Annotated in this window: 14 protein-coding genes; 13 read left to right on the forward strand and 1 reads right to left on the reverse strand. The window is 59.3% G+C overall.

Features of this window, described 5'->3' with window-relative positions; all coding sequences use genetic code 11:
- Positions 1-334 precede the first annotated feature (334 nt).
- From RMV17_RS00885 to RMV17_RS00930, 10 genes are all read left to right on the forward strand, one after another.
- The gene (locus RMV17_RS00885; protein WP_093440478.1) at positions 335-1144 is read left to right on the forward strand and encodes an energy transducer TonB; all 810 of its coding nucleotides are present in this window, start codon (positions 335-337) and stop codon (positions 1142-1144) included.
- Between the two features lie 45 nt (positions 1145-1189).
- On the forward strand, positions 1190-1915 hold the full coding sequence (locus RMV17_RS00890) for a MotA/TolQ/ExbB proton channel family protein (RefSeq protein WP_311884888.1): 726 nt from the start codon (positions 1190-1192) through the stop codon (positions 1913-1915).
- A gap of 1 nt (position 1916) precedes the next feature.
- The gene (locus RMV17_RS00895) at positions 1917-2318 is read left to right on the forward strand and encodes an ExbD/TolR family protein (protein ID WP_003220570.1); all 402 of its coding nucleotides are present in this window, start codon (positions 1917-1919) and stop codon (positions 2316-2318) included.
- Between the two features lie 368 nt (positions 2319-2686).
- Positions 2687-3268 (forward strand): alpha/beta hydrolase, encoded by a 582-nt coding sequence (locus RMV17_RS00900; RefSeq protein WP_034151846.1) that lies wholly within the window; start codon positions 2687-2689, stop codon positions 3266-3268.
- Positions 3269-3323: 55 nt separating this feature from the next.
- Complete coding sequence (locus tag RMV17_RS00905; protein WP_034151847.1) at positions 3324-4256, forward strand: sigma 54-interacting transcriptional regulator; 933 nt, start codon at positions 3324-3326, stop codon at positions 4254-4256.
- 166 nt (positions 4257-4422) lie between these two features.
- Entirely contained in the window at positions 4423-5220 is a 798-nt protein-coding gene (locus RMV17_RS00910; RefSeq protein WP_007918708.1) for a MetQ/NlpA family ABC transporter substrate-binding protein, read from the forward strand.
- Positions 5221-6033: 813 nt separating this feature from the next.
- A complete protein-coding gene (locus RMV17_RS00915) occupies positions 6034-6699 on the forward strand; it encodes an amino acid ABC transporter permease (protein ID WP_123375646.1) in 666 nt (221 codons plus the stop codon).
- On the forward strand, positions 6680-7339 hold the full coding sequence (locus RMV17_RS00920) for an amino acid ABC transporter permease (RefSeq protein ID WP_007918714.1): 660 nt from the start codon (positions 6680-6682) through the stop codon (positions 7337-7339). The genes RMV17_RS00915 and RMV17_RS00920 overlap by 20 nt, the downstream gene beginning before the upstream one ends.
- Positions 7336-8118 (forward strand): amino acid ABC transporter ATP-binding protein, encoded by a 783-nt coding sequence (locus RMV17_RS00925; protein WP_102899624.1) that lies wholly within the window; start codon positions 7336-7338, stop codon positions 8116-8118. The genes RMV17_RS00920 and RMV17_RS00925 overlap by 4 nt, the downstream gene beginning before the upstream one ends.
- Positions 8115-8987: a transporter substrate-binding domain-containing protein gene (locus RMV17_RS00930; RefSeq protein WP_311884899.1), complete on the forward strand. Its 873-nt coding sequence runs from the start codon at positions 8115-8117 to the stop codon at positions 8985-8987. Before RMV17_RS00925 ends, RMV17_RS00930 begins: the two co-directional genes overlap by 4 nt.
- 193 nt (positions 8988-9180) lie before the next feature.
- Here the strand turns inward: RMV17_RS00930 and RMV17_RS00935 are convergent, their stop codons facing one another.
- Positions 9181-10377, reverse strand: a complete 1197-nt coding sequence (locus RMV17_RS00935; RefSeq protein WP_311884901.1) for an AAA family ATPase — start codon at positions 10375-10377, stop codon at positions 9181-9183.
- Between the two features lie 201 nt (positions 10378-10578).
- Here RMV17_RS00935 and RMV17_RS00940 point away from each other — a divergent pair, with 201 nt between their 5' ends.
- Genes RMV17_RS00940 through RMV17_RS00950 form a run of 3 tightly spaced genes read left to right on the forward strand, consistent with a single transcriptional unit; the run spans position 10579 to position 15805 of the window.
- On the forward strand, positions 10579-11682 hold the full coding sequence (locus RMV17_RS00940) for an efflux RND transporter periplasmic adaptor subunit (RefSeq protein WP_311884902.1): 1104 nt from the start codon (positions 10579-10581) through the stop codon (positions 11680-11682).
- On the forward strand, positions 11679-12743 hold the full coding sequence (locus tag RMV17_RS00945; RefSeq protein ID WP_095113919.1) for an efflux RND transporter periplasmic adaptor subunit: 1065 nt from the start codon (positions 11679-11681) through the stop codon (positions 12741-12743). Before RMV17_RS00940 ends, RMV17_RS00945 begins: the two co-directional genes overlap by 4 nt.
- Positions 12740-15805: an efflux RND transporter permease subunit gene (locus RMV17_RS00950; protein ID WP_311884905.1), complete on the forward strand. Its 3066-nt coding sequence runs from the start codon at positions 12740-12742 to the stop codon at positions 15803-15805. The genes RMV17_RS00945 and RMV17_RS00950 overlap by 4 nt, the downstream gene beginning before the upstream one ends.
- Positions 15806-15859 lie beyond the last annotated feature (54 nt).

Raw genomic sequence — 15859 nt, forward strand, 5'->3', positions numbered from 1 at the left:
TTTTTTTGTTTTTGGAAAATAATAATCAACTATCTACTTGGTATTAGTCGTCCTGCAAAACCGGGTCAGGTGAATTTGATGCGTTGCATGAATACTTTTAATGCCTGAAAAGCATGCATTTTTTCATGCATCGCTGCAGCCCGCGTAGCACGCGGCTTTGGCGGAATTGATCATTTTTCATATTCCATAAAGGCCTATGCATAACGTCAAAGATTACTTTCGGAGATAAGCGTCAAGCCCAATGATTCACCCATCGATCCACCGTGGGGGATTCAACAAACGGTCGATCGGCAGTTTTTGTAGAGAACGCAAAAAGACCGCAGGGAGTGAATCAATGGGCAATGTCCAGACCGCCGCCAGCGCAGAGGAATTGCTGTGGCGTCAGACGCCGGGTGGCGAGTTGGTCGATCTCGGCCGGCCGCATCGTGTGCCGTTGGGACAGCTGCGTTTGCAGCGTGCGCCCAAAGGAATTTTGAGTCGGCGCGAAACCCTTCTGCTCGGCGTGCTCGCATTGGTGGTGCATGGCGCGGTGATCTACTGGATCAGCCAGAAGCCGACGCCGGTGCTGCCGATCGTGCCGCCGGAAATTCCGCCGATGACTATCGAATTCTCGCGCCCGGCACCACCAGCACCACCGGTTGTCGAGCCGCCACCACCTGCGCCTGTGGTTGAGCCACCGCCGCCGGTAGAAGACGAACTGGCGGTAAAACCACCGCCGCCAAAACCCGTTCCGAAACCCAAACCGGTGGTTAAACAGGCCCCCAAACCAGCGCCGAAAGCCGTCGAGCAACCACCGGCGCCGCCACAACCGGCAGCCCCGGTTGCGGCGCCAGCGCCACCTGCGCCTCCCGCGCCAGCACCGGTAACCCCGGCCTCAGCGAATGCCGCATACCTGAAAAACCCGGCGCCGGAGTACCCGTCACTGGCTCAGCGTCGCGGTTGGGAAGGCACGGTGTTGCTGCGCGTGCACGTGTTGGCCAGCGGCAAACCGGGTGAGATCCAGATAGCAAAAAGCAGTGGCCGGCAACAGCTCGACGACGCGGCGCTGAATGCCGTGAAGCGTTGGAGTTTCGTTCCGGCCAAGCAGGGTGATGTCGCCCAGGACGGCTGGGTCAGCGTGCCCATTGATTTCAAGATTCATTAAACCGAAACCAAATTCGCGCGAAACGTTTACACGAGGGAATACATCATGACGTTACTGGCATCTCCACTGGAATCCATCGAAAGCGCGGTGATCTGGCTGCTGGTGGTTTTTTCCGTCGCCACTTGGGGCCTGGCTTTGCTCAAGGCTTGGCAGTTCGGGCGTCTGAAGGCGCAGGATCGGCGCTTTCATAAACGTTTCTGGGCAGCGTCGAGTCTCGACTCCGCCGCTGAATTGAGCGAGACCCAACCCGGCGCAGCAGCACGAGTAGCACAGGCCGGTTACGCGGCGATTCAAGTAGGCGAGGCGCCGCAGGCCAATGATTTGAGCCAGGCGATCAACCATCAGGATCGACTGGAGCGCGCACTGCGTCAGCAGATCGTCCGCGAACGCCGTTCGCTGGAAACCGGTCTGGCGGTCGTCGCAAGTATTGGTAGCACCTCGCCGTTCATTGGCTTGTTCGGCACGGTGTGGGGAATCATGGAAGCGTTGAAGGGAATCAGCGCGGCCGGTTCGGCGAGCCTGGAAACGGTGGCCGGCCCGATCGGTGCGGCATTGGTCGCAACGGGCGTGGGGATCGCCGTCGCGGTGCCTGCGGTGCTGGTTTACAACTACTTTTTGCGCCGGTTGAAGCTGACGGCGGCGGATCTGGATGACTTCGCCCACGACTTCTACAGCCTGGCGCAGAAGAGCTCGTTCCGTGTGTTGATCCACCCGACGGCGCACAAGGTCGCAACGCCGGGCAACGCGGCAAAAGTGAAGGAGGCGTCCTGATATGGCCTTCTCCACGCAAGACAGTGATGAGGTACTCAGCGAGATCAACGTAACGCCGCTGGTGGACGTGATGCTGGTGCTGCTGGTGGTGTTTATCGTCACCGCGCCGCTGCTGACCAACGCGATCCCGATCAACCTGCCGAAGACCGAAGCGGTGGCGCCGGTCGAGCAGAAGGATCCTCTGGTGGTGAGCATCGACGGTGCCGGCAAGCTGTTTATCAATAAGGATGAGATTCAGCCGGACTTGCTGGAATTCAACCTCAAGTCGGCCAAGGCCAAAGACCCGGAAGTGCGTGTGCAATTGCAGGCGGATGATGGGGTGAACTACGGCGAAGTGGCACGGGCGATGGCTTCGATTGAACGGGCGGGGATTACCAAGTTGTCGGTGATTACTGCGCGGTAACAGGATTTACGTTTTTCCGGGGCCGTCTCCTTGGCAGGGTGCGGCCCTTTTTTTATTTCTGGCATTAAAAGCGAAACCCTCACCCTAGCCCTCTCCCGGAGGGAGAGGGGACTGACCGCTTTGCTCGCGAGAGTTACGCCGACCTGAGATAACCAGATGAACTCAAGATTTGAACGGCATGAAGATCGGCTCCCTTTCCCACTCGCCCCCCCTGGGGGAGAGGGCTGGGGTGAGGGGGAAAGGATTTCCAGCCATGCACACATCTCATATTCAATTCAGGTATTAATAAATAGCTTCTTATTCCTTAACGAATATAAATCCCCTCCCTATACTCGTTCAGGAACAGACACGACGCAGGAGAGCTCCCCATGCGCAACGAATCAATCCGCTACCTGATTGTGCCGGGCTGGCAAGGATCGCCAGAAGATCATTGGCAAAGCCATTGGCAGAACAGCCTGCCGAACAGTGCAAGGGTCGAACAGGCCGATTGGCTGACGCCGCGTCGTGAAGACTGGGTTGCGGCACTGGCCGAGGCGATTGCTGCCGACAGTACGCCGGTGATCCTTATCGCCCACAGCCTTGGCTGCGTCACGGTTGCCCACTGGGCGGCCACGGCGCCGTTGCAATACCTGCGTCAGGTACGCGGCGCCCTGCTGGTTGCGCCGGCCGATGTCGAGCGCCCGGCCTGCGCGCCGGCATTGCGCAATTTTGCGCCGATTCCGACCAATCTGCTGCCGTTCCCCAGCCAGGTTGTCAGCTCCGATAACGATGCCGCTGTCAGTGCACCGCGAGCGCTGGAGCTGGCGCGCAACTGGGGTGCCGAGGCGGGGATTCTCGCCGGTGCCGGACACATCAACGTCAAGTCCGGGCATCAGCGTTGGGAGCAGGGTTTTGCTTATCTCTATCGCCTGCAAAACCGCATGGAACACCACGCCCGACGTCGCGCCTGATTTTCTATTTCTTTCAACGCCCCCGTCTCCCGGCGGTTTTGGGCGGGAGTCTGCCATGAGTTTCGAAACCTTCGGTCAGCCGTTGCTGACCTTTCCCGACGCTGAAAAAAGTCCCCTGAGCATTCGCGCCAAAGCGCTGGTGTTCGTCGATCCACGATCGCGTCAGTTGCGCGAGGAGTTGGAGCTATTAGCCCCGCGGGCGATTTCAGTATTGATTCGCGGTGAGACGGGGACAGGTAAAGAACTGCTCGCCCGGCACATCCATCGCGCCAGTGATCGCAGCGGCCTATTCGTCTCGGTCAATTGCGGCGCCATCAGCCCCACTTACGCCGATGCCGAACTGTTCGGCTATGCCGCCGGCACTTACAGCGGTTCGGCCAGCAGCCGCGCAGGCTGGTTCGGTTCGGCCAACGGCGGCACCTTGTATCTGGATGAAATCGGCGACTTGCCGCTGCCAATCCAGATCAAATTGCTGGCGGCGCTGGAGAACCACGAAGTTACTCGCGTCGGTGCGCCGCAGCCGAGCCCGGTGGATGTGCGCCTGGTGGCGGCGACCAGCATCGATCTGGCGCAAGCGGTGGACGCCGGCAAATTTCATGAGCGGCTCTATCACTATCTGAGCGAAGGGCAACTGGAATTGCCCGCCTTGCGCGCGCGCATCGGCGACATTCTTTCGCTGGCCGAGTATTTCCTCGGTATCTATAGCCAACGCCTCGACCTGCCCGTGCCGCTGATCAGCGAAGCAGCGCAACACGTGCTCGAACAACACAGCTGGCCGGGCAACACCCGCGAGCTGGAAAACGTCATTCACTTTGCCTTGCTGGTGAGCACCGGCGACGAGATTCTGCCGGAGCACCTGAATCTGCCCGAGGTGTCTGGCCCGCAGCTTCAGATCGAACGGCTAGTGACACAAATCAACATCGGCGGCAGCGTCGCCGAGCGTAAGGCATTGAAAGATCTGCTGATTCGTTTGAGTGAGGCGGTGTAACCGTTTCGTTCAACATGAACAAAATGGAATATGAAGCTGAATAAACGTTATTGTCCGGGAATAAAAAATCCCGGTATTGTCCGACCCACGCCAGCGATATCACTTCACTGGCACACGTATTAATGCCGTCGTCGATGACGACCGTGATTTTCGATAAGGACACTGCATGAAAAAGGTTCTGTTGTTTACCGCATTGGCGGCTGCTCTGACTGCTTCCCTGGCCAATGCTGGCGAAAAACTGGTGGTTGCCGCGACGCCGGTACCGCACGCTGAAATCCTTGAGCTGATCAAACCGACCCTGGCCAAAGAAGGCGTGGATCTGGAAATCAAAGTGTTCACCGACTACGTGCAGCCGAACGTACAGGTTGGCGAGAAGCGTCTGGACGCCAACTACTTCCAGACCCTGCCGTACCTGAACAGCTTCAACCAGGGCAAATACAAGGACGACAAGTCCAAATACCTGGTGACTGTGCAAGGCGTGCACGTTGAACCGTTCGGTGGTTACTCGAGCAAATACAAAACCCTGGCTGAACTGCCGGACGGCGCAACCATCGCGATCCCGAACGAAGGCAGCAACAGCGGCCGTGCACTGATCCTGCTGCAGAAGGCTGGCCTGATCGAGCTGAAAGACCCGAAAAACGCTCTGGCAACGCCGAAAGACATCGCCAAGAACCCGCACAACTTCAAGTTCAAGGAACTGGAATCGGCCCTGCTGCCACGCGTTCTGAAAGAAGTTGATCTGGACATGATCAACACCAACTACGCGCTGGAAGCCAAGCTGAACCCGCAGAAAGATGCGCTGGTGATTGAAGGCGCTGACTCGCCGTACGTGAACTTCCTGGTGGCCCGTGAGGACAACAAGAACAGCGACGCGATCCAGAAACTGGCCAAAGCCCTGACCAGCCCGGAAGTCAAAGCGTTCATCGAGAAGAAGTACAACGGCGCAGTGCTGCCGGCGTTCTGATCTGATGCTTGAGTGAACCCCTTCAAGGTGTGAAAACGCCGATGGCCAGTGATGGGCATCGGCGTTTTTGTGTGTGCGTTGAAAAGCCCCTCACCCTAACCCTCCCGAAACGTCGGACCGCCCAGAGGGAGAGGGGACTGATTGGGGGATGCTGTAGAAGTCGCCGACTTGACACGGCTTTATCGAATCCATAATCGATAAGGTCTTTCAGGTCGATGTAATACGCCCGACACCTCGGTCAGTCTCCTCTCCCACCGGGAGAGGACTTGGGAGAGGGGACTGATTGGGGGGATGCTGTAGAGGTACGCCGACGTGAAAGATCTCTGCTGAATCCATAATCGACTCGATGATTCAGGTCGACGTAATACGCCAGACACCTCGGTCGGCTCCCTCTCCCCCTGGGAGAGGGCTGGGGTGAGGGTGCTTTTGATCTTGAGCTCAGGCCACCTGGGCCTTCAATGCCCGTCTCAACGCCATCAACAATTTCACGATTTCCTGCGGATCCAGTCGCTGCGGCACTTTTACGTCCATGTTCTCTTCCTTGTTATGGGCTTGGCCGGGGGAGTCTGGCCAAAAGCTGTTCATCCTTGGAGGGCTTTCGTGAAAAAAAGATCCGTCCTACAGCGCAAAGAAAAATAGCCTTCTTATTCCTTCCCGGCAAACCCACAGAATAGTTTTTTGGGTGATATCAATATGCTTTAACGGTATTTAAATTCTTGTTTTTATACCTATAAAGTCGGCACTTGCCGGACAGCCATCCGCTGTCCATGGACTGCACCACCGTCGCTTACCGAGCGGCGTCCAGGACGTTTCATGACTTTCGATTACGCATTTATCCTCAGCACCCTGCCGGCATTTCTCAAAGCCGTGGGCGTGACGCTGCAGGTCGGTTTCATCGCTATTGGCACTTCGTTGCTGGTGGCGCTGCTCAACGCGACGATTCTGGTGTTCCGCACGCCGTACCTGCAAAAACTGGTCGGCCTGTATGTGGAGCTGGCGCGCAACACGCCGCTGCTGATCCAGTTGTTCTTCGTTTACTTCGCCTTGCCGGCGCTGGGGATCAAAGTTTCCGGTTTCACCGCCGCGATCATCACCATGACCTTCCTTGGCGGTGCTTACCTCACCGAAGTGCTGCGTGCTGGCGTCGATGCGGTGCCGCAGGCGCAACTGGAATCGGGGCGCTCGATCGGCCTGTCCCACGGCCAGTTGCTGCGCTACGTGATCCTGCCGCAAGCGGGAATCCTCAGCCTGCCGTCGCTGTTCGCCAATTTCATTTTCCTGCTCAAGGAAACCACCGTGGTCTCGGCGGTGGCGGTGCCGGAAATCCTCTACACCACCAAGAGCTACATCGCGCTTTATTACAAAACCTACGAAATGCTCGCCGTGCTGACGCTGATCTGCGTGCTGTTGTTCTTGCCGCTTTCGCTGCTGCTCAGCCGTCTGGAAAGGAGGCTCCAGCATGGCCAGTTCGGGTCTTGAGTTGCTTTGGGTGTCGTTGCCGCAACTGGCCAAAGGCGCCGGGCAAACCTTGTCGATCTCTTTTCTGAGCATCGCCATCAGCACTGTCGGCGGTGTGCTCTACGGTGTTTTGCGCACGTTGAACGTGACGTGGCTCAACGCGATTTTGCGGGTGTATCTCGAGCTGTTCCGGGCGATCCCGGTGCTGGTCTGGTTGTATCTGTTGTTCTTCGGTCTGCCGATTTTCTTTGGTCTGAGCATTCCGAGTTTCTGGTGCGCGGTGCTGGTGCTGTCCCTGTGGGGCGCCAGCGAGGTGGGCGAAGTGGCGCGCGGTGCGCTGCATTCGTTGCCACGCGGCCAGCGTGAAGCGGGGCTGTCGATTGGTTTGAACGCCGCGCAACTCTACGGCTACGTGTTGCTGCCGCAAGCGCTGAAACGCATGACGCCGCCGACCATCAACGTCTACACGCGGATCATCAAGACCAGCTCGCTGGCGGTGCTGATCGGCGTGGTCGACGTGATCAAGGTCGGCCAGCAGATCATCGAGCGTACTTACGAATCGGTGCTGATCTACGGCGCACTGTTCCTGTTTTTCTTTTTCATCTGCTACCCGCTGTCGGCCGCTTCGCGCGTGCTGGAGCGGCGCTGGACGCAAGCATGAGCGCATTGATCGAGTTTCACGGTTTCAACAAATTCTATGGCGAGCAGCAGGTGCTCAACGGCATCGACCTGCAAGTGCAGAGCGGTGAAGTGATCGTCATCCTCGGCCCCAGCGGTTGCGGCAAAAGTACCTTGTTGCGTTGCCTCAATGGCCTGGAAGAGGCCCACAGCGGCAGCCTGAAATTCCTCGGCCGCGAGCTGCTGGACAAGGCCACTGACTGGCGTGAAATCCGTCAGCAGATCGGCATGGTCTTCCAGAGTTATCACCTGTTCCCGCACATGAGCGTGCTGGACAACCTGCTGCTCGGCCCGCTCAAGGTGCAGAAGCGTCAGCGCCGTGAAGCCCAGCAACAAGCCGAAGCCTTGCTCGAGCGCGTGGGGCTGGCGGACAAGCGTGACGCCTTCCCGCGTCAGCTCTCCGGCGGCCAGCAGCAACGCATCGCCATCGTTCGCTCGCTGTGCATGAACCCGCGCGTGATGCTCTTCGACGAAGTCACCGCCGCCCTTGATCCGGAGATGGTCAAGGAAGTTTTGCAGGTCATTCAGGGCCTGGCCCGCGAAGGCATGACCCTGCTGATCGTCACCCACGAAATGGCCTTCGCCCGCGCGGTGGCCGACCGCATCGTGTTCATGGACGCCGGGCGCATCCTTGAACAGAACCCGCCCGAGATTTTCTTTACGAACCCGCAAACCGCACGCGCGCAGCAGTTTCTGGAGAAGTTCTCCTTCGTTGCAACACTGCCAAAAACGAATCCGACAAAGGAACTGGAACTGTTATGAAAACTGCCGCTTTTTTACTGCCCTTGCTCAGCCTCGCACTGCTTGCCGGTTGCAGCAAAACCGAAGAACCGCCGAAGCCGAAGGTTGCCAGCGAAAGTACCGCGCCGGCCGGTTACCTGGACAAGATCAAGGCTCGCGACAAGTTGATTGTCGGCGTGTTCACCGACAAGCCACCGTTCGGTTTTGTCGACGAGGCCGGGCGCTACGTCGGCTTCGATACTGATATTGGCCGGCGTTTCGCCAAGGATCTGCTCGGCGATGAAAACAAGGTCGAGTTCGTGGCCGTCGAGCCGGCGAGCCGCATTCCGTTCCTGCAGAGCGACAAGGTCGACCTGATCCTCGCCAACATGACCGTCACGCCTGAGCGCAAGGAAGCGGTGGAATTCACCAACCCGAACCTCAAGGTTGCAGTGCAGGCACTGGTGCCACAAAGCAGCTCGGTGAAAAACCTTGATGATCTGGCGACCCGCACCACCATCGTTACTACCGGCACGACTGCTGATATCTGGCTGACCAAGAATCACCCGGACTGGAAACTGCTGAAGTTCGAGAAAAACTCCGAGTCGTTGCAAGCCCTGGCCAATGGTCGTGGCGATGCCTATGCGCAGGACAATCTGGTGCTGTTCAGCTGGGCCAAGCAGAACCCGGGCTATCGCGTGCTGGATGACAAACTGGGTGCCGAAGCGCCGATTGCACCGGCGGTGAAGAAGGGCAATATCGAGTTGCGTGACTGGGTGAATACCGAGCTGGCCAAGTTGGGTGATGAGAAGTATCTGCTCAAGCTTTATGACCAATATGTGCGTAAGGAACTGAGCGATGACACCAAGCCTGAGAGCGTGATTGTCGAGGGTGGCAAGTGGCAGGGGTGATTGCCTGTCAGGTCGGTGGTGAGCCTGCCCCTCACCCCAGCCCTCTCCCGAGGGAGAGGGAGCCGATCCTCATGCCTTTCAAAACTTGAGTTCAGCTCAGGAATTTCACGTCGGCGTAACTCGAAAGAACAACTCGGTCAGTCCCCTCTCCCTCTGGGAGAGGGTTAGGGTGAGGGGCTTTTGGTTGGAGCGCTCAATCCGGCCAATGCCACGCAGGCTCATCCAGCACCCGCTGGCCGACAATCCCGGTCTGCCCCAGGGTTTTCTCCAGCACAATGCAATTGCACTCGGGATCTTCCTGCAACGCTGAAATCAACCGCCGCGCATGCGACACCACCCACACCTGACACTGCTCAGACGCTCGGATAATCAACCGCGCCAACGCTGGCAACAGATCCGGGTGCAAACTGGTTTCCGGTTCGTTCAGTACCATCAATGACGGTGGCCGTGGCGTCAGTAATGCCGCGACCAGCAGCAGATAGCGCAGCGTCCCGTCCGACAACTCCGCCGCCGATAACGGCCGCAACAAACCTTCCTGATAAAACTCGATGGCAAACCGGCCACCGGCCTGCGCTTCGATATGCACCCGCGCGCCCGGAAACGCATCGGTAATTGCCGCACGCATCGCATCCCCATCGCCAATCTCGATGATCGTCTGCAACGCCGCCGCCAGATCACGGCCGTCGTGATGCAGCACCGGCGTGCGCGTGCCCAATTGCGGCTGGCGCACCGGTGCATCGGCATCGCTGCGAAAGTGATCGTAAAAGCGCCAACGGCGAATGAACTCGCGCATTTGAAACACTTCCGGTGAGCTGCGCAGGCTGCCGACCTGATCGAACAGGCTGTCGAAGTTCGGCGTGTGTTGCGCCAGCACATCCCATTGGCGCTCGTTGCGTGTGCGGATCATCGGGCCGTCACGATCCACCAGCAGGCTGGCGGGGCGGTAAAGCGGGCCGGCCCAGATGCACTCGCGCTTGATCTGCGGGTCGAGGCTGAAGCGCGAGGGAATCGGTTGCGAATGCTCGGGCAGCATGAAGTGCCCGTTGGAGTCGGGCAGGCCGAGGCTGATCGAATAGCTGAAATCTTCCCCGGCGAACCCCAGGCGTAGACGCTTTACACCTCGGCGTACTGTCGACTGGATCGGCACCTCGCCGTTACGCATGCGCCGGCTGATGGTTTCCGGCCCGGCCCAGAAGGTCGACTCCAGCCCGCCTTCACGGGCCAGCGCATTGACCACGCCACCCTGAGCGGTTTCCGCCAACAGGCGCAAGGCCCGGTAGAGATTGGATTTGCCGCTGCCGTTGGGGCCGGTGATCAGGTTCAGCCGGCCGAGCGGGATCACCAGTTTGTTGATCGAGCGGTAATTGGCCACTGCCAGAGTGTTGAGCATGGAATTCCTTCTCTTGAGACGCCTATTGTAGGAGCTGCCGCAGGCTGCGATCTTTTGATGTTGTTTTTAAAAGATCAAAAGATCGCAGCCTGCGGCAGCTCCTACAGGAAAACATGGGGGACGAACGGGCGAACGTTGAACCCTGTTCTAAGCTCACAGTCGTATCGTCACTTGCACGTTCGTACACAGGAAGGAGTCTGCATGGCGAGTCCCGGTTTGAAAACAGCGGTCGCGCTGAGTCTGTTCACTTTGCTGACCGCTTGCGGCGAGAAAAAAGCCCCTGAGGAATACTTGCCAAGGGTCTTTGTACAGGAAGTGAAACCCACGGATTACGCGGCTTCGGTGACATTGACCGGGGACGTGCAGGCGCGCGTGCAGACTGAGTTGTCGTTCCGCGTCGGCGGCAAGATCATCCAGCGTATGGTCGACGTCGGTGACCGGGTCACCGCCAAACAGGTGCTGGCCAAGCTCGACCCCAAGGATTTGCAGACCAATGTCGATTCGGCTCAAGCCCAGGTCGTCGCCGAACAGGCCCGGGTGAAACAGAGCGCTGCGGCGTTCGTGCGTCAGCAAAAACTTCTGCCCAAGGGCTACACCAGCCAGAGCGAATACGATTCCGCACAAGCCGCGTTGCGCAGCAGCCAAAGCGCCTTGAGCGCGGCGCAAGCGCAATTGGCCAATGCCAAGGATCAACTCAGTTACACCTCACTGATCGCTGACGCGCCGGGTGTCATCACTGAGCGCCAAGCCGAAGTCGGCCAGGTCGTGCAGGCCACTGCGCCGATTTTCAGTCTGGCCCGCGACGGCGACCGTGACGCGGTGTTCAACGTCTACGAATCGCTGCTGGCCGAGCGTCCTGCGGATCCCTCGATCGTCGTCAGCCTGCTCGATAACCCTGCCATCAAAACCACCGGCACGGTGCGTGAAATCACCCCGGCGGTGTCGGCACAGTCCGGCACGGTGCAAGTCAAAGTCAGCCTCGACAGCCTGCCACAGGGGATGCAGCTGGGCTCGGTGGTCAGCGCCACGGCCAAGGGCAGCGGCAAGTCGGCAGTCGAATTGCCATGGTCAGCGCTGACCAAAAACATCAGTGATCCGGCGGTGTGGATGGTCGACGATAAAGGTGAAGCGCAGTTGCACAACGTGACCGTCGGCCGCTACCTGATCGGCAAGGTCATCATCAGCGAAGGCCTCAAGGGTGGGGAGAAAGTCATTGTCGCCGGTGGGCAGTTGCTGCATCCCGGCATGAAAGTCGAAATCGCTGAAAACACCTACAAGGATCTGCAACCGGGGGCACAGCCATGAAGCGTCTGGGGTTGTTATCCGTAGGCGTGTTGCTGGCGGCCTGCTCGAAAAGCGAGCCACCTCCGGAGCCGGTACGTCCGGTGTTATCGGTCAAGGTTCAGGCGTTGAGCGAGGAAAGCCTCGGGCGTTTCGCCGGCAGCATCCAGGCGCGTTACGAAAGCAATACCGGTTTCCGCGTCGGTGGCCGCATCGCCAGCCGCAACGTCGATGTCGGAACCGAAGTGCAAAAGGGCACGCTGCTCGCCACTCTCGATCCGTCTGATCAGCAGAACCAATTGCGTTCGGCCCAGGGCGACCTGGCCAAGGTTCAGGCGCAACTGATCAATGCCCAGGCCAATGCCCGCCGTCAGCAGGCGCTGTTCGATCGTGGCGTAGGGGCGCAGGCACAACTGGACATCGCCACCACGGACTTGAAAACCACCCAGGCCTCGCTGGACCAGGCACGGGCGGCGGTCAATCAAAGCAAGGACCAGCTCGGCTACACCGAACTGCGTTCCGACCATAAAGCTGTGGTCACCGCGTGGAACGCCGAAGCCGGGCAAGTGGTGACGGCGGGCCAGCAGGTCGTGACCCTGGCGCAACCGGACATCAAGGAGGCGGTGATCGATCTGCCCGACACCCTGGTCGATCAGATTCCCTCCGACGTGGTGTTTCTGGTGGCCGGGCAACTCGACCCGAGCATCAACACCACAGCAACCCTTCGCGAGATCGAACCGCAGGCACAAAGTGCCACGCGTACTCGTCGCGCACGCCTGACGCTGGCCGAGACACCGGACGGTTTCCGCCTCGGCACGGCGATCAGCGTGACCCTCAGTTCGGCGATCAAACCGCGCATCGAGTTGCCGGCGACCGCTTTGCAGGAGGTCGACGGCAAACCACGGATCTGGGTCATCGACACCCAGAGCAAAACCGTCAGCCCCCGCGACGTCAGCGTGATCAGCCGCACCGACAGCAGCGTAGTGCTCGCGGGCGGCGTGAAGAATGGCGAGCGCGTGGTCAGCGCCGGCGTCAACAGCCTCAAACCCGGACAATCCGTGAAACTTGACGAGGACAGTCAATGAAAGGCTCTTTCAACCTCTCCGAATGGGCCCTCAAGCATCAGTCATTCGTCTGGTACCTGATGTTCGTCGCGTTGCTGATGGGCGTGTTCTCGTACTTCAATCTGGGTCGCGAAGAAGACCCGTCGTTCACTATCAAGACCATGGTGATCCAGACCAAATGGCCGGGCGCGACCCAGGAAGAAACCCTCGCGCAGGTCACCGACCGCATCGAGAAAAAACTCGAAGAACTCGACTCCCTCGACTACGTGAAAAGTTACACGCGCCCCGGCGAATCGACGGTGTACGTGTACCTGCGCGACACCACCAGTGCCAAGGACATCCCGGAAATCTGGTACCAGGTGCGCAAGAAGATCGACGACATTCGCGGGCAGTTCCCCAAAGGTATTCAGGGGCCCGGGTTCAACGACGAGTTCGGTGATGTGTTCGGCTCGGTCTACGCCTTCACCGCCGACGGCCTGACCATGCGCCAGTTGCGCGATTACGTAGAACAGGCGCGGGCCGAGATCCGCAATGTGCCGGGGCTGGGCAAGATCGAAATGATCGGCCAGCAGGACGAAGTGATTTATCTGAACTTCTCTACCCGCAAACTGGCGGCGTTGGGTATCGATCAGCGTCAGGTTGTGCAGAGCCTGCAATCGCAGAACGCCGTGACCCCGGCCGGTGTGATCGAGGCCGGCCCTGAGCGGATTTCCGTGCGCACTTCGGGGCAGTTCGCCTCGGAAAAAGATCTCGCCGAGGTCAATCTCAAGCTCAACGACCGTTTCTATCGTTTGGCTGACATCGCCGACATCACTCGCGGTTACACCGATCCGGCTACCCCGGAATTCCGCTTCGACGGCAAACCGGCCATCGGTCTGGCGATTGCCATGCAGAAGGGCGGCAACGTTCAGGCGTTCGGCAAGGCGTTGCACCAGCGCATCGATGAACTGACCGCAGACTTGCCGGTTGGCGTGGGTGTGCACACCGTGTCCGATCAGGCGGTGGTGGTGGAAGAAGCCGTGGGTGGCTTTACCAGTGCCCTGTTCGAGGCGGTGATCATCGTGCTGGTGGTCAGCTTCATCAGCCTCGGCGTGCGCGCCGGCCTGGTGGTGGCGTGCTCGATTCCGCTGGTGCTGGCGATGGTGTTTGTGTTCATGGAATACAGTGGCATCACCATGCAGCGGATTTCCCTTGGAGCCTTGATCATCGCCCTCGGCCTGTTGGTGGACGATGCGATGATCACCGTGGAGATGATGGTCACACGCCTGGAAATGGGCGAGAGCAAGGAGGAGGCCGCGACGTTCGCCTACACCTCGACGGCGTTCCCGATGCTCACCGGGACGCTGGTGACCGTCGCGGGTTTTGTGCCCATCGGCCTCAATGCCAGCTCCGCCGGTGAGTACACCTTCACCCTGTTCGCGGTGATTGCAGTGGCGATGCTGGTGTCGTGGGTGGTGGCGGTGTTCTTCGCTCCGGTGATCGGCGTGCACATTCTCAGCGCCAACGTGAAACCCCATGACGCCGAGCCGGGCCGCGTCGGGCGTGCGTTCAATGGCGGTCTGTTGTGGGCGATGCGCAATCGCTGGTGGGCGATCGGTATCACCGTGCTGCTGTTTGCCCTGTCGATTTTTTGCATGCGCTTTGTGCAGAACCAGTTCTTTCCGGCATCGGACCGCCCGGAAATTCTCGTCGACCTGAACCTGCCCCAAAATGCCTCCATCGACGAAACACGCAAGGCCGTCGACAAGCTTGAAGAAACCCTCAAAGGCGACCCGGACATTGTGCGCTGGAGCACCTACATCGGTCAGGGCGCGATCCGTTTCTACCTGCCGCTCGACCAGCAATTGCAAAACCCGTACTACGCACAACTGGTGATCGTCAGCAAAGACTTCGAGGCCCGTGAGGCACTGAGTCAGCGTCTGCGCGAGCGCTTGCACAAGGACTTCGTCGGCATCGGCAGTTACGTCCAGGCGCTGGAAATGGGCCCGCCGGTCGGGCGGCCGATCCAGTACCGGGTCAGTGGCAAGGACATCGATCAAGTGCGCAAGCACGCCATCGACCTCGCCACGGAACTGGACAAGAACTCGCACATCGGCGAGATCATTTATGACTGGAACGAGCCGGGCAAAGTCCTGCGCATCGACATCGCCCAGGACAAGGCGCGGCAGCTCGGGCTGTCGTCCGAAGACGTGGCGAACCTGATGAACAGTATCGTCAGTGGCGCGCCTCTGACCCAGGTCAACGACGACATCTACCTGATCAATGTGGTCGGCCGGGCGGTGAATTCGGAGCGCGGTACGCCGGAAACCCTGCAGAATCTGCAGATCGTTACGCCCAACGGCACATCGATTCCGTTACTGGCGTTCGCCACTGTGCGCTATGAACTGGAACAGCCGCTGGTGTGGCGTCGCGACCGTTTGCCGACCATCACCATCAAGGCCTCGGTGCGCGACGAGATCCAGCCGACCGATCTGGTGAAACTGCTCAAGCCGTCGATTGATGCCTTCGCTGACAAACTGCCAGTGGGCTACAAGGTCGCCACTGGCGGTACGGTCGAGGAAAGCGGCAAGGCCCAAGGGCCGATTGCCAAGGTCTTGCCGTTGATGCTGTTTTTGATGGCGACCTTTCTGATGATCCAGTTGCACAGCGTGCAGAAGATGTTCCTCGTCGCGAGTGTCGCGCCGCTCGGGCTGATCGGCGTGGTGCTGGCGCTGGTGCCGACTGGCACGCCGATGGGTTTCGTGGCGATTCTGGGGATTCTGGCGCTGATCGGCATCATCATCCGTAACTCGGTGATTCTGGTGACGCAGATCGATGAGTTCGAGAAGAAAGGCTATGCGCCGTGGGATGCGGTGGTCGAGGCGACCGAGCATCGGCGTCGGCCGATCCTGCTGACCGCTGCGGCGGCGAGCATGGGCATGATCCCGATCGCCAGGGAAGTGTTCTGGGGGCCGATGGCGTACGCGATGATTGGCGGGATTGTGGTGGCGACGTTGCTGACGTTGTTGTTCCTGCCGGCGCTGTATGTGGCCTGGTACAAGATTCGCGAGCCGAAGAAGGACGCCTCGTCATCGACCCACTGAGGTAGCTTGTTACACCTTTGGGAACGGTCTGACTTACAACCGTGATGCATTGCG

The organism is Pseudomonas sp. VD-NE ins, assembly GCF_031882575.1.
GTDB lineage: Bacteria > Pseudomonadota > Gammaproteobacteria > Pseudomonadales > Pseudomonadaceae > Aquipseudomonas > Aquipseudomonas fluorescens_BZ.